Consider the following 14,708-nt stretch of genomic DNA (forward strand, 5'->3'; position numbering starts at 1 on the left):
AAACCATCACGATCGGCCACGACCGCAAGGAGACCGTGGGCAATGACGAACAGGTGACCATCGGCCAGGACCGGCGGCATGACATCGGACGGGATGACTTCCTGACGGTGGGACGTAACCACACCATCTACACCGCCAAGGACCGCACCGAAGAGGTGGGCAACCACCGCCGCGACAAGACCGTAGCCACCCATTGGGTGAACATCGGCGGGCACCAGGAATACACCGTCGAAGGGCATTCGGAGATGCACGCTGGGCAGGCTATCCGACAGCGTTCGCGAGTCGTCGAGTTGCAAGCCGGAGAGGCGATGCACATACGAGGCCCGGGCGGTTCCATCACATTGGACGATGACGGAATCACCTTGAATGCGATCCAGACGCTCATCAAAGGCCCTATGGATATCAACAGCGCGGGTCGCGGAAATCCCTTTGTCATTGACGGCAACCCCAATGCAGGCGAGGAAAGCGACTTCTGCCTGGTCTGCTTCCTGCGCGCAGCGCAGACGGGTGGCGCGGTGGTGCCCGCGTGAGTGTCCCGATGCATACCTTTTTTCTCTTTGACGGCGCGCTCCTGCATGACACGGCGCTTCATGAACTCCTCTTGAAAGACCCGGAAATTCGTCTGCTCTATGAGGACGAGAGTCCTCAGGCTGCTCGCATTGGTCCGATGCTCCTTCCTGCGCGTCAAGAAGTGGCCCGGATGATCAGTCAACTGGCAACGGACAATTCGGAACTGGTGTTTGGCTATAGCTTGCTGCGCAGTACCGTCCGCCTGGACCAGATCCAGCAGCACCTGCAACAACTGCGCTTCATTCATGCCGTCAGCGGAAAGCGCTATTACTTCCGATTCGCCGATGGCCGCGCTTTTGCCAATGTCTGGCGGACGCTCTCCACGGACCAGCGCCAAGCCATACTGGGTCCGGTGCAGCAGTGGCATCACTACGACCCTGCCGGCAGACAGTGCTGTGGCAGGACCGCCCCGCAACAGTCGACCAGCCCGGCCAGCGCTCTTCCCCTGCAATTGCGGCCCGACCAATGGCATCAGGTGCTCAACGCGACACGCGTGGGTGAACTCTTCCTCGCGACCTCGAAAGTGAAGTACGGTCCGCCCGCACAAGGCACCCGCGCGCAGCGCTATGCGTGGACGACGCAAATCCACGACCGGCTTCAACAGCTACGGATACGAGACACGCCAGTGAGGATTGCCGCCACGTTGGTGGTCTGGCAGACCGCGGGTTTTGTATTCGGCGAGGAAGTGTTCGAGGCCGCGTTGAAGAAGGCGAGCGGTAGCGGCGACATCAGCGGCGTCCTGGCGCTCGGCGGTCTTTCGGCAGCGCGAAAGGGGAGATGAAATGCGCCCCATCATTCTGCGTACCCTTGCATTGCTCCTTATTCTGCTGGCCGGCTGCGATGCCGGCCAGGCCAGGCAGGACACCATCCCCGCCCCGTTGACTGGCATCGACCACCTTGACGACCACCTGAGCGTCCAGGACTTCTGGGTCAATGGCACCAGCGGCCATCAAGCCGGAGGGGGAGGTAGCGAAATCTGCTGCGTAAGCCTGCCTCGGAAATGGCTTCCCAGTCTGACGGTGGTCGTGGGTTGGGGCGTTACCAATTGGCGTGACTGCACCTGGGAGAGCCATGAGCGTCGGGTGCCTGTTGAACACTACGAGAAAGTAGGGGCCATATACGTCCACTTCCTAGCCAACGGAAATGTTCGCGTCATTTCTTCCGACGTCGGACCGGGCATTTATCAACCCAATGAAGACTACCCCGGACCTCACGACCCAATTCCGAGAAAGACGCCCTACGAAAAATACGGAACATGGTCGCCACGCTGCCCGGTGGGAGCAAAACCCGTGCTGACCGAAGTGCTGGGCGAATGAATCGGAGCACCGCATGAAGACCCTGCTCATCAACTGCACTGCAGCACTCTGCCTTCTGCTGGCCGGCTGCGATACCGGCCAGGCCAGGCAGGACACCATACCGGCCCCGCTGACCGGCATCGATCACCTTGCCGACCACCTGAGTATCCAGGACTTCTGGGTCAATGGCACCAGCGGCCACCAAGCCGGAGGGGGAGGCCGTGTCGTCTGCTGCGTGAAACTGCCTCGGCAATGGCATTCCGGTCTGACGGTGGTCGTGGGTTGGGGCGTTACCAATTGGCGTGACTGCACCTGGGAGAGCCATGAGCGTCGGGTGCCCGTGGAACGCTATGACGAGGTGGGGTCCCTGTACGTCCATTTCCTGTCGGACGGACGCGTTAGAGTCGTTTCATCGAACATCAGTCCTGGGTATTCGAATGAAGACTACCCCGGACCTCACGACCCGATTCCGAGAAAGACGCCCTACGAAAAATACGGAACATGGTCGCCACGCTGCCCGGTGGGAGCAAAACCCGTGCTGACCGAAGTGCTGGGCGAATGAATCGGAGCACCGCATGAAGACCCTGCTCATCAACTGCACTGCAGCACTCTGCCTTCTGCTGGCCGGCTGCGATACCGGCCAGGCCAGGCAGGACACCATACCGGCCCCGCTGACCGGCATCGATCACCTTGCCGACCACCTGAGTATCCAGGACTTCTGGGTCAATGGCACCAGCGGCCACCAAGCCGGAGGGGGAGGCAGCGTGGTCTGCTGCGTGAAGCTGCCTCGACAATGGCATTCCAGTCTGACGGTGGCAGTGGGTTGGGGCGTGACCAATTGGCGGGACTGCACCTGGGAGAGCCATGAGCGTCGTGTACCCGTAGAACGCTATGACGAGGTGGGGTCCCTGTACGTCCATTTCCTGTCGGACGGACGCGTTAGAGTCGTTTCATCGAACATCAGTCCTGGGTATTCGAATAAAGATTACGCCGGACCTCATGACCCGATTCCGAGAAAGACTCCCTACGAAAAGTACGGCACATGGTCGCCGCGCTGCCCGGTCGGGGCGAAGCCCGTACTAACCGAGTCCCTGGACGAATGAGTGCCACACCTAAGAGCAACGTGGAACAGCAAGGAGCCCTCATGAACGAAGCTTTCAGAACCCATCCTGCAGGCCCCACACCCGGCGTCATCCCATCGTTTCCACAGTGCCTTCCCAGCACGGAAAACTGCGAGGTCGACCTGCAGATCGGCATCTTCTTCGACGGCACGGGCAACAACCAGGACTGGGACGATGCCCATGGTTGCGAGCCAGGCCTCGGCGCGGGCATAACCCAACGATTGGCGCGCAAGGACAGCAATGTGGCCAGGCTGTTCCGGGCGTACCCGGCCAGGGCTGTTGATGGCATATTTCCGCTCTACATTCCAGGTGTCGGCACGCCCTGCCCGGACATCGGAGAAGACAACTACGCCACGTTCGGTCCCTCGATGGGGCGTGGCGGTGATGGGCGTATGAACTATGCCTTGCTCAGCGTGCTGAATTTTATTCATCGCACGGTCAACCATGGTAATGACCGATTTGCTCCTGGAGTCATCCTCGCCCTGTGCCGCAACGGCAAACGCGGCTACATCCATCGCACCGGTACCTACTACCCGCTGGAGGGCGCACAGGATGTCCAGGCGCTGAGCGCCGTAGGCATGCGCACCGAGGGCGGATTGCTGAGCTACGGCAATGGCGCCCGTCCTCATGCAGAGGAGTTTTACCAACGCGAGGTTCAAGCGTTGGCCGACAAGATAGCCAAAGCCACCAAACCGAAGCTGGTCAACATCGCCCTGGATGTGTTCGGTTTCTCCCGAGGCGCAACCCAGGCCCGCGTATTCTGCAACTGGCTGATGGCGCTGATGGACGGCGACCGACTGTGTGGCGTGCCTGCGCAGATTCGCTTTCTTGGCCTGTTCGACACGGTGGCCTCGGTCGGTATTCCGGATAGCGCGGGCGGCGACGGCCATTTCGCATGGGCCACCCCCAGCGCGCTGCGCGTGCCGAGCCATGTGCAGTGCGTGCACTACATCGCCATGCACGAGAATCGTACGTCGTTCCCGCTGGACAGCCTGCGTGGTCCCGACGGCGGCCTGCCAGGCAATCACAAGCAATACGCGCTTCCCGGCATGCACTCCGATGTGGGTGGCGGCTATCTGCCGGGCAGCCAGGGCCGCGGGCCCAGCGGACAGCACGATGACATGCTGTCGCAGATACCCTTGGAGCTGATGTACGAAGCGGCACGCAATGCGCAGGTCCCCCTGGACCATAACAACGCCGTCAAGGTCGACGGTTACGACGCATTTGCTGTCCACCCGGATGCCCGCCAGGCGTACGCCGCCTTCCTTCAAGGTGCACCGGCGGAAGCGACGACGGCCCAATGGCTCATTCCCTATCTGGCCTGGCGCTATCAAGTGCGTGATGTTTATGCCTCCCGGCTCTCCTGCGTGGCGCGTGCCCAGCAAACTTTTCCCAAGGATGTCCAGGATCTGGTCGGCGCCAATCAGACATTGCTGGACGATATCGCGGCGTTGGAGGGCCTGACCGATGAGGAAATCCAGCGTTACCGGGGTGCCGCCCGCTTCAGCCCCACGCTCTACAGCAATTTGGCGTGGCGCAAGGCCGTCCGGCGCGCCGCGCTGGCCAGCGAAGCCCAGGATGTGCTGACCCACCTCAAAGCGCACCCCGTGCTGGGTACGCCCGAAAACCCTGAGCACCTGACGCCCCAGGCCTACCTGTTTGCCAACTACATGCATGATTCCTATGCCGGCTTCCGCCCCTTTGACCAACCTCAAGCCTGGGCCGGCTGCATAGACCTCGTGCCCGGCAGTTGGGAGACCCAGGGCTATCTCCGATACCGCCGCGTCTACCAAGGCACCGGCACACCGGTCACCTATGCGCCGCCCACCGAACAACAACGCCAGGAGGCCGCCCAGCGCGAGTGGGAAGCCCAGTTGCGAACCCTGCAGAACAGCATCGACATGGGAAAACTGTTCAATGGGCCGTGGTAATGCGCATCTCTGTCTTTGAGGGAGCACATGATGGGCCAAGCGATCCGGAGGGAAGACGACGGGATGGCCGCACGAAAACAGGCTTACATGCAAAATCCCATGTTAGATTCGATCGATCAAATCACGGATATCGCGTTTGCATCGGCCAGTTAACCAGAGGCGCCATCGTCATGAATACGAAGCCCAACTCGTTCCGAATCCGCCACGCGACTCCCGCCGATGTCGCCCGCATTGAACACATCGTCCGCGAGGCTTACTCCCCCTACATCGCGCGCAACGGCGCCACGCCCGGCCCCATGCTGGACGACTATCCGGCACGCGTGGCGCAAGGCTTTGTTCACATTCTCGAATCGGAACACGGCATTGAAGGCCTCATCGTTCTGATTCCAGAACCCGACGACGGCTGCATGCTGCTGGACAACATCGCCGTGTCACCAGCGGCGCAAGGCAAAGGCCACGGCCGGACGCTGCTGCAATGGGCCGAAGAAACCGCGCGCCGCGCCGGCTTTTCACGTGTCCGGCTTTACACCCAGGAAGTGATGACCGAGAACATCGCCGTCTACGCGCGGCGCGGCTATGTGGAAACGCATCGCGCCACGGAGATCGGGTTGAATCGCGTTTTCATGCAAAAACCCCTTTAACAAGGGGATTTCTCAGCGGTCGCGATCCTTCAGAAATGGATACTCCAAATATATGAGCCTTTACTCGTATTTTATCGGCCTTCGTTTTTAGCGATTAGGCGAACCGCACCTCGCCGTTCTCCAGCGTTTTTTTCACGGCGAACTCCTCCGGGTGCGCTACGCAATGACGAAACCCGTCATGCACGCCAGCGCCAACTGCAGCTCGACTTTGCAGCTCGGCTTCATCTGTTAGATCACCAAGCTCGACATCAACGGTGCGTGCTTAATGGCCGCCGGCAGCGCGCCCATTCCCATGACCGCATAACTGGGCACGATCGGCAGGTTGTTGGCCGGAAACATGCGCGGTAACGCGATGCCGGACAACACGCGACGGCCGGATGCAGAGTGCAGCTATCGATCGCGCCCCCGGTCACCAACATCTGATTCCGCATTCAAAGATCCAGCCCGCGTGTCCACTGCCCCCCGTGACGGGGTGGACCTCGCCGCCTCTGACCAGCAACCGTATCCAGCCCAGCAGCTCGGCCGTTGCCACGTCATCGCGCGCGCAAAACCAGCGGCGCTGCGCATGACTTTCAGCCCAGGATTTCAGCCAAAACTCCGCCTCGGAACCGCGTGGCCGAGCCTTGTCCGCGCAGTTTCAAGCAGCTATCCACGGCCAGACTTCATGGCGAACCCTGCTCACGTTTTGCGCAATCCAGCTAGCACGCCGCGCACGCGTCTCCCCTCGAATCCCTGATTCCGAACGCTCCCCACAGGCCCGTTTTGGACCACTGCAAGGGCAAAAATCCGGGTGGCTCCCGTCACGTTTTCCAGGCTAAAACGCCTGATTCCAACCCCGTTTTGTCAGAAACGCCCTGTGGATAACTCCTAAGTAGCGTGCTTGTGCACATGTTGTGGAGGCAAGTTGAACAAGCAGGGGTTTCGGACGTGGTCCAAAATCTTGTCCAACTTCAGCTTTTTTCCCACACAGAGTTCTTGCACAAGCAAAAACACGCGCAAGGCGATGAAAAGAAAGAGGTTTTCAAGGTTAAGGTAGTTATCCACAGCCCTTATTAATCATTAGTCTTTATATAAAGAAAAAAAAAGGAAAAGCCAAACATGCTTTCCCATTCCGCCCATCCACCGCCCCCCGGACTGCGTCCATGCGTATCCTCCTGATCGAAGATGAAGCTGAACTTGCCCGCTGGCTGTCCAGAAGCCTGGCCAGACATGCCGGCTTCGTCGTGGAGTGGGCTGATGACGGACTGGTTGCTGAAAGAAGGCTCGCCGTCGAAGATTTCGATGCGGTCATCCTGGATCTGGGATTACCCGGCATGGATGGCCATACTTTGCTGGCGAAGATTCGCGCGCGGGACGACCGTACGCCGGTGCTGGTCTTGACCGCGCGCGATTCACTGGCCGAGAGAATCGGAACACTTCACGAGGGAGCGGACGATTTCCTGCCGAAACCCTTTGTTGTGGAAGAGTTGGAAGCGCGGTTGATCGCGCTGATTCGACGAAGCCGCGGGCGCGAACATCCGCGTCTGGCGCTGGGAAACCTGGTTTTTGAAACTTCCGCGCAAAAATTCACGGTGGACGGACAGCCTTTGCAGTTATCCCCACGTGAACACGCCGTGCTTCGAGTGCTGATCCAGAAAAGCGGCGAACCCATCAACAAGCAGCAGATCCTGGACCGCATCCTCACGGACGATGCCGACATCAACCTGGAAGCCATCGAGGTCCTGGTTCACCGGTTGCGCAAAAAATTGGCGGAAACCGGTGTTCAGATCGTGACCATGCGCGGCATGGGGTACTGCCTGGAGAACCTTGTTGACAACTAGAAGTCCGCAAAACAGCGTTGATTTTTCGGCGAAAAAACGCGCCCGGACGCTGAAAACGCAGTTGCTCTGGTGGCTGATTCCGACGCTGGTCTTCGTGATGATGGGTGCGCTCTGGCTGTCCAACCACCAGTTGCGCAACCAGGTCGACCATGCCTACGACCGTTCACTCGCCGGCGCGCTTCGCGCGATCGACCACAACATATCCACAGCCAGCGGTGGATTAGCCATGGAGCAGCCGTACCTGATGCTTGAATTTTTCGAGCTGACGGCCAATGGCAGCGTGTTCTACCGGGTTGCGACCGAAGACGGGCTGGCCGAAATCGGCCATCCCGGGCTGCCCCTGCCTGAGCAGCCCCTGGTTTCAGGCGAACCTCGTTTTTTCTACGCGAACTACCAGGGACAGCCCGTCCGGGTGGCGGCGCTGGCGCGGCCCATGGATCCGCCCCTGTATGCAAACCAGGGCGGCCGGGTCATCGTGCAGGTCGCGGAGGGCCTTGAGAGCCGTCAGGCGTTCCTCCACAAGGTTTTGGTGCGCTCGGTGGAGCGGGACCTTGCTGTCATCCTGATCAGCGTCCTGGTGATCATCCTGGGCGTTTTCATGGCTTTGCGCCCCCTCGAGCGGCTGCGGCAGGAAGTCAAAGGCCGGTCTGCAGACGATTTAAGCCCCGTCAGCGCGTCCGAGATGCCAGGTGAGGTCCTACCCCTGGTGGCGGCTGTAAACCTCCACATGGCCCGTTTTGCGGCCTTGGGGAGGGTGCAGGCGCAGTTCCTGGACGACGCTTCGCACCAATTGCGTACGCCTTTGTCGGTTTTGCGGACCCAGACGGCCTACGCCTTGCGCGAAACAGACCCCCAGGAGGTCCGTACAGCCCTTCTGGCGATGCAGGAGGGGTTGGACAGGGCCGTACGCACCACCAACCAGATGCTCGCGCTGGCGCGCGCTAAAGACGCCTCCCTGGCCGAAGGCGGTTTTTCGCCCGAACCGGTGGACCTGGTCGACTTGGCCGACGGGGTGATCCGTACCCAATTACCCAATGCCCGCGCCCGGCAGTTGGATATCGGCCTGGAGGCCGACCACGGGCCGGTTTTCGTCAGCGGGGCCGAGTGGCTGTTGCGAGAAGCGGTCAGCAACCTGGTCGACAACGCCATCCGCTATGCATCCGCCGGCGGCGTGGTGACCGTCCGGATCGAGACCGACGCCGGTCAGGCCCGGCTTCTCGTCGAAGACGACGGCCCCGGGATGTCGGACGAGGACATCGCCCGGGCGTGCGTGCGCTTTCGCCGGGGCGCGGCCGGCAAGAACACCTCCGGGGCAGGTCTGGGACTGGCGATCGTCGGCACCATCGCGGAAATTCTGGGCGCCCGGCTCGTGCTCGAGAACCGCATCGGACAACCGGGCCTGCGCGCGGCGTTGGTGTTTTCCCTGGAAACCGGACCGGATGCTGCGCCGCGTCACGAAATCGGCCGAAATTGAAAGGTTATGGAAAGCTTCGGTTTTGTACGGTTGCGTCCACTGGAGCCGCTGGACGCGATCATTCGCCGCAGCGCCGCTGCCAGCGATACCTAGACCTATAAATCCTGGAGACGCAAGAATGCAGACGATCCTGAAGCTGCGCATCGCAGCCATGGCGGCGCTTGGCGCCATCACCCTGTCCCTCGGCACCGCCAATGCTGCCGACGAGCCCCGTCGCCCCGAGTGCATCGCGCCGGCGCAACCCGGCGGCGGGTTCGACCTGACATGCCGCCTGGCCACCGAAGGCCTGAAGCAGAGTGGGGCGCTCAAGAGCGCCATGCGCATCGTCTACATGCCCGGCGGCATCGGCGCGGTGGCGTACAACAACATCGTGGCCCAGCATCCGAACGAGCCGGGCACGATCGTCGCGTTCTCCGGCGGTTCGCTGCTGAACCTGGCGCAGGGAAAATTCGGCAAATACAACGTCAACGACGTGCGCTGGCTGGCCGCGATCGGCACCGACTACGGCGTGGCCGTGGTGCGCAACGACTCCCCGTACACCGACCTGAAGAGCCTGATGGACGCCTTCAAGCAGGATCCGACCAAGATCGTGCTGGGCGCGGGCGGCACCGTGGGCAGCCAGGACTGGATGAAGGCCGCGCTGACCGCCAAGGCGGCGGGCGTGGACTTCAAGAAAATGCGCTTTGTCGCCTTCGAAGGCGGCGGCGAGGCCGTGACGGCGCTGCGCGGCGGCCATATCCAGGCCTACATGGGCGATGCGGCCGAAGCATTCACGATGCTCGAAGGCGGCGCTCCGATCCGCGTGCTGGCGGTCTTCAATGACCAGCGTCTGCCCGGCAAGCTGGGTTCGGTGCCCACCGCCAAGGAACAGGGCTACGACATCGTCTGGCCGATCATCCGTGGCTTCTACGTCGGTCCCAAGGTGTCTGACGCCGACTACCAGTTCTGGGTGGACGCGTTCAACAAGACGACGGCCGCACCCGAGTTCGAGAAGCTGCGCCAGCAGCAGGGCCTGTTCCCCTTCAACAAGACCGGCCCCGAACTGGACGCCTACGTCAAAAACCAGGTCAAACAGTACGGCGAACTTGCCGACACCTTCGGCCTGATCAAAAAGTAAGCCGGCCGCAAGGCCTGACCCTCAATCGCGCCCGCAAGGACATCCTGCCGCCCGCCTGGGCCGGCGGCAGGGGGGCCGCTGCGTCACGTGATCCGACTTGAACGGAAACCTGGACCATGAATGATCGAATCCTGGGCATTGCCGCCCTGGCGCTGGCCGTCTTCATGACGGCCGCCGGCTGGAGCATCGAGGCGCCTTTCGCCTACGAACCCGTCGGACCCCGCGCCTTCCCGCTATTGCTGGCGCTGATCATCGGCCTGTGCGGCCTGCGGCTCGTCTACAAGGGCGGCCACGCCGTTGAGCGCAACCCCGCCGGCGCGAACGGGCGCATCGCGTTGATGGTGGTGTTCGTGACCGTCTATGCGTTTCTCTTCCAGTGGCTGGGCTTCATTGTCGCCACGTCGCTCATGACGATCTTCGTGGGCCGCTTGTTCGGCGGCAGCTGGGTCAAGTGCGCGATCGGCGGCGTGGTCATGAGCATTTTCTTTTTCGTGCTGTTCGACAAGGTGCTGGACGTTGTCCTGCCCGGCGGACTGCTGGAGAACCTGATATGAGCGGCATTCTCGATCATCTGTCGATAGGTTTTGGCGTCGCGTTTTCGCTGACGAACCTGCTGGTGGCCGCCATCGGTTCCTTCATCGGGACCATGGTGGGCGTGCTGCCGGGGCTGGGGCCGGTCAACGGCGTGGCGATGCTGATCCCCATCGCCTTCGCCATGAACCTTCCGCCCGAAACGGCGCTGATCCTGCTGGCGGCGGTATACGTGGGCGCGGAGTATGGCGGACGCATCACCGCGATCCTGCTGAACGTGCCGGGCGAAGCCAGCGCCATCATGACGACGCTGGACGGATATCCGCTGGCGCGGCAGGGCCTGGCCAACGTGGCGTTGTCGTTGTCTGCGTGGTCCGCGTTCTTTGGCGCCATCGTGTCGGTGGTGGGCATCATCCTGCTCGCGCCGCTGCTGGCGAAATGGGCGCTCGCGTTTGGCCCCGCCGAATACTTCGTGCTGATGATCTTTGCGTTCTGCTGCCTGACCAGCCTGCTCGGCAAGCAGCCGATCAAAGGTGTGCTGGCGGCCATGATCGGTCTGTCCATTTCGGTGGTGGGCGTGGATGCGAACTCCGGCGTCTACCGCTACACATTCGAGTCCGTGCATCTGGCCGACGGCATCGATTTCGTCGTGGTGGTCATCGCATTGTTCGCCGTTAGCGAGATGCTGGAAATGCTTGAGAAGGTGATGGCCGGCCACAGCGTGGAGGTCAAGCCCAGTGGCCGCAAACTCTTCAATCTGAAGGAGATGGCGTACACGTGGTGGAGCGTCGTGCGCAGCGCGCTCGTGGGCTTCGGCGTGGGCGTGCTGCCCGGCGCAGGCGCCAGCGTGGCGGCTGCGGTCGCGTACTCGCAGGAAAAACGCATCATCGAAGCCAAGGATCCGGAAGCCAAGTTCGGCAAGGGCGATATGCGCGGCCTCGTCGCGCCGGAAGCCGCCGCGACCGCATCGGCGATCGGCTCGTTCGTTCCGATGCTGACGCTGGGCGTGCCGGGCTCGGGCACCACTGCGGTGATGATGGGCGCGCTGACGCTCTACAACATCACGCCGGGACCGGTCCTGTTCGACACCAAGCCGGAACTGGTGTGGGGTCTGATCGCATCGCTGTTCGTGGCGAACGTGCTGCTGTTCGTGATGAACGTGCCGCTGGTTCGGTTCTTCTCCAAGGTGCTGTCCGTGCCTGGCTGGCTGATGGTGCCGGGCATCCTGTGCATCAGCTATATCGGCGTGTATGCAATCAACGCGGGCACGTTCGATCTGCTGTTGGTCGCGGGCATCGGCACGCTGGGGTATTTCCTGCGCAAGTTCGGTGTCCCGATGGCGCCGCTGGTGCTGGGCGTCGTGCTGGGCAACATGATGGAACAGAACCTGCGGCGCGCGCTGTCGATGACGGATGGCGACGTGGGCGTGCTGTTCGCAAGCCCCGTGTCGATCGCACTGTGGGTGGGCGCGGCGGCTGTCGTTATCGTGCCGCAGATCCTGCGCCGCATGCGCGCAGCGAAAAGGGTTGCCGCTGGACCGGTCTGATGACGCGGGCCCGCGCACCGGCCGATGCGCGGGTTGACGCAAAGCAAGGCCGGAAAATGTTCAGGGGCGCCTTTCGGCGCCCCTTTTTTTCAAGCATATTGCAGGTGATGCACCCGCGCTTTCATATATGAGCTTTTACTCAGATATTGAACGATCAAACCTGCTTCAGACGCTCGAGCGCCGCGTCCAGCGTCGCGTCCTTCTTGGCAAAGCAGAAGCGCACGATCCGATGATTGGATTCAGGCGCATCGGGCTGACGATAGAACGCGGACACCGGAATCACGGTCACGCCATGGTTGACGGTCAGGTCGCGCGCAAAGTCGGCTTCGTTCTGTTTGGAGATCTGGCTGTAGTCAGCCAGAAGGAAGAACGTGCCCGGGCTGGGCAGCGGCCGGAATCGCGTCTGCGCCAGGCCTTGCGACAAGCGGTCCCGCTTGGCCTGATAAAACGCCGGCAGGTCCAGGTAGGGCTTGGGATCGCGCATGAACTCGGCCAGCGCGAACTGCATCGGCGACGGCACCGTGAACACCATGAACTGATGCACCTTGCGCAGCTCGGCGCTCAGTTGGCGCGGGGCGCAGCAATAGCCGATCTTCCATCCGGTGGTGTGATAGGTCTTGCCGAACGACGAGATCACGAACGCATGTTCGGCGAGCAGGGGGCGGCGTGCCACGCTGGCATGCGGCTTGCCGTCGAACACGATGTGCTCGTAGACCTCGTCCGAGACCAGCAGCACGCCCGTGTCGCGGACGATGGCTTCAAGCGCATCCAGATCGCTGTCGTCGAGCACCGCGCCGGTGGGGTTGTGCGGAAAGTTCAGCATCAACAGGCGGGTCTTGGACGTGATGGCGTCGCGCACGCGCTGCCAGTCGATGCGGTAATACGGATCGGCTTCGGTGGGCGCGCGCAGCGGCACGGGAACCGCGGTGCCGCCGGCCAGACGAATCGCCGGCAGGTACGAGTCATAGCACGGCTCGATCACCACCACCTCGTCGCCGCTGCCCACTGCGGCAAGCACCGTGGCCATCAGCGCCTCGGTGGCGCCGCTGGTCACCGTGATCTCGGTTTCGGGATCGTAGGCATGGCCGTAGAGTTCACGCGTCTTGGCCGCGATGGCTTCGCGCAGCGGCGCGACGCCCGGCATGTACGGATATTGGTTGTGGCCGTCGGCCATCGCCTTGGTGACCAGCGCACACAGGGCGGGGTCCGGATCGAAGTCAGGAAAGCCCTGGCCCAGGTTGATGGCCTTGTGCTCGATGGCCAGGCGGCTCATCACGGTGAATATGGTGGTGCCGACGTCGGGGAGTTTGGAGCGGATCATGTTGGACGCGAAGTGAACACGGGTAGCCGAGGAAAGTTTTCGTAAGTATCCCACTAACTCATAATTCATTTTTCATGAGCTTCTAACGCGGATCGGATTGTGGTTCAGAATATGTGGGTGCGAGTGCTGGGCGGGTTTGGTATTGCGCTGGCTGGCGCGTTGCTCGCGGTGTGGGCCCACCTGCCGCTGCCGTGGATGTTGGGCGCGTTGCTGCTGACCGCGAGCACGCGGATTGCCGGCGTGCGCACCGCATGCCCGCGGCCGGCGCGCAACGCGGGCCAATGGGTCATCGGCGCATCGTTGGGGCTGTATTTCACGCCGCAGGTCATTGGACATATCGGCAGCAACGCCGGTCCCATCATCGTGGGGATGCTGTTCGCGTTGGCGCTCGCATTTCTGGGTACCGCCATTCTGCGGCGCTATACCGATGTGGACTTCAAGACAGCATGGTTTTCATCGGCCATCGGCGGCGCAAGTGAAATGGCCAACCTGGCCGAACGTCATGGCGCCCGAATCGATCGGGTGGCCACCGCGCACAGTGTGCGCGTGTTGCTGGTGGTGGTGACGGTGCCTTTCATATTCCAGTGGTGGGGCGTGGCGGGTCTGGATCCCACCGTGCCGGGGCCGCGCGACGTACATGCGCTTGGACTTGCTGCGCTGGTGGCCCTGACCATCGCTGGCGGCGCCGTATTTACGAAGTTGCGGTTGCCCAATCCCTGGGTGCTCGGGCCCATGCTTGTCGCGATGGTGTTGACCGCGTCGAGCATCGAACTCTCCGCGTTGCCTGACTATGTGCCGAAGGCCGGCCAGCTCCTCATCGGCTGGTCGCTTGGCGACCGCTACCGGCCCGATTTTTTCCGCGCCGCACCGCGTTTCATGACGGCGGTGGCGGGCTTCACGGTGTTGGCATTAGCGCTGGCCTTTGGCGTGGGCGCGCTGCTGTCGTTGTGGTCTGCGGCGCCCATTCCCACCTTGATTCTGGGCACGACGCCGGGCGGCATTGCCGAGATGGCGATCACCGCCAAAGTGCTGCAGCTTGGCGTCCCCGTGGTGACGGCGTTTCACGTTACGCGCATGGTTTTCGTGGTGATCGTGACGGGTCCCCTTTATGCAATTCTGGCGCGGCGGAACTGGTAATTCCGCCTAGCGGTATTGCCGTTCCAGTGAAAAAAATGCGACATTGGGGTAAACAACTATATGACTCGGTAATGCCGGATGAGTATGCTGATTCCGCAGTTGATTCAAGCGCGCGCAGACTCGTTTCTGCCGCTCTGGCGACAAGCGGGAACACTGGTTTTGCACCGATCGTTCAGTTCGCACGGCGTCCTTGATTCATTGCAT

At 61.9% G+C, this 14,708-nt stretch carries 14 protein-coding genes; 13 read left to right on the forward strand and 1 reads right to left on the reverse strand.

Going from position 1 to position 14,708, the window contains the following annotated elements:
- The 12 genes from RT697_RS18445 to RT697_RS18500 all read left to right on the forward strand — a co-directional run.
- Positions 1-530, forward strand: a 530-nt coding sequence (locus tag RT697_RS18445; RefSeq protein ID WP_409517455.1) for a bacteriophage T4 gp5 trimerisation domain-containing protein, incomplete at its 5' end; no start/stop codon positions are given.
- An 8-nt stretch (positions 531-538) separates the two neighbouring features.
- Complete coding sequence (locus RT697_RS18450) at positions 539-1,351, forward strand: DUF4123 domain-containing protein (RefSeq protein ID WP_313700848.1); 813 nt, start codon at positions 539-541, stop codon at positions 1,349-1,351.
- A 1-nt stretch (position 1,352) separates the two neighbouring features.
- Positions 1,353-1,886 carry a DUF3304 domain-containing protein gene (locus RT697_RS18455; RefSeq protein ID WP_313700850.1) on the forward strand — a complete coding sequence of 178 codons (534 nt, stop codon included), beginning with the start codon at positions 1,353-1,355 and terminating at the stop codon, positions 1,884-1,886.
- Between the two features lie 13 nt (positions 1,887-1,899).
- The gene (locus RT697_RS18460) at positions 1,900-2,427 is read left to right on the forward strand and encodes a DUF3304 domain-containing protein (RefSeq protein WP_313700851.1); all 528 of its coding nucleotides are present in this window, start codon (positions 1,900-1,902) and stop codon (positions 2,425-2,427) included.
- A gap of 13 nt (positions 2,428-2,440) precedes the next feature.
- The gene (locus tag RT697_RS18465; protein WP_313700853.1) at positions 2,441-2,968 is read left to right on the forward strand and encodes a DUF3304 domain-containing protein; all 528 of its coding nucleotides are present in this window, start codon (positions 2,441-2,443) and stop codon (positions 2,966-2,968) included.
- 41 nt (positions 2,969-3,009) lie between these two features.
- Positions 3,010-4,917: a DUF2235 domain-containing protein gene (locus RT697_RS18470; protein ID WP_313700854.1), complete on the forward strand. Its 1,908-nt coding sequence runs from the start codon at positions 3,010-3,012 to the stop codon at positions 4,915-4,917.
- 170 nt (positions 4,918-5,087) lie between these two features.
- Entirely contained in the window at positions 5,088-5,558 is a 471-nt protein-coding gene (locus tag RT697_RS18475) for a GNAT family N-acetyltransferase (protein WP_313700855.1), read from the forward strand.
- 1,142 nt (positions 5,559-6,700) lie between these two features.
- A complete protein-coding gene (locus RT697_RS18480; RefSeq protein ID WP_313700856.1) occupies positions 6,701-7,378 on the forward strand; it encodes a response regulator in 678 nt (225 codons plus the stop codon).
- Positions 7,368-8,852, forward strand: coding sequence for a sensor histidine kinase (locus RT697_RS18485; protein WP_409517456.1), 1,485 nt, complete (start codon positions 7,368-7,370; stop codon positions 8,850-8,852). The genes RT697_RS18480 and RT697_RS18485 overlap by 11 nt, the downstream gene beginning before the upstream one ends.
- Before the next feature lie 118 nt (positions 8,853-8,970).
- Complete coding sequence (locus RT697_RS18490; protein WP_409517457.1) at positions 8,971-9,969, forward strand: Bug family tripartite tricarboxylate transporter substrate binding protein; 999 nt, start codon at positions 8,971-8,973, stop codon at positions 9,967-9,969.
- 116 nt (positions 9,970-10,085) lie between these two features.
- Positions 10,086-10,523 (forward strand): tripartite tricarboxylate transporter TctB family protein, encoded by a 438-nt coding sequence (locus tag RT697_RS18495; protein ID WP_313700858.1) that lies wholly within the window; start codon positions 10,086-10,088, stop codon positions 10,521-10,523.
- Complete coding sequence (locus RT697_RS18500) at positions 10,520-12,046, forward strand: tripartite tricarboxylate transporter permease (protein ID WP_313700859.1); 1,527 nt, start codon at positions 10,520-10,522, stop codon at positions 12,044-12,046. The genes RT697_RS18495 and RT697_RS18500 overlap by 4 nt, the downstream gene beginning before the upstream one ends.
- Before the next feature lie 154 nt (positions 12,047-12,200).
- Here RT697_RS18500 and RT697_RS18505 read toward each other — a convergent pair whose 3' ends face one another.
- On the reverse strand, positions 12,201-13,367 hold the full coding sequence (locus RT697_RS18505) for a pyridoxal phosphate-dependent aminotransferase (protein ID WP_313700861.1): 1,167 nt from the start codon (positions 13,365-13,367) through the stop codon (positions 12,201-12,203).
- A gap of 111 nt (positions 13,368-13,478) precedes the next feature.
- Here RT697_RS18505 and RT697_RS18510 point away from each other — a divergent pair, with 111 nt between their 5' ends.
- Positions 13,479-14,504 carry an AbrB family transcriptional regulator gene (locus tag RT697_RS18510; RefSeq protein WP_313700890.1) on the forward strand — a complete coding sequence of 342 codons (1,026 nt, stop codon included), beginning with the start codon at positions 13,479-13,481 and terminating at the stop codon, positions 14,502-14,504.
- Positions 14,505-14,708: the final 204 nt, after the last annotated feature.

It is taken from the genome of Achromobacter sp. (genome assembly GCF_032113835.1).
Lineage (GTDB): Bacteria > Pseudomonadota > Gammaproteobacteria > Burkholderiales > Burkholderiaceae_B > Achromobacter.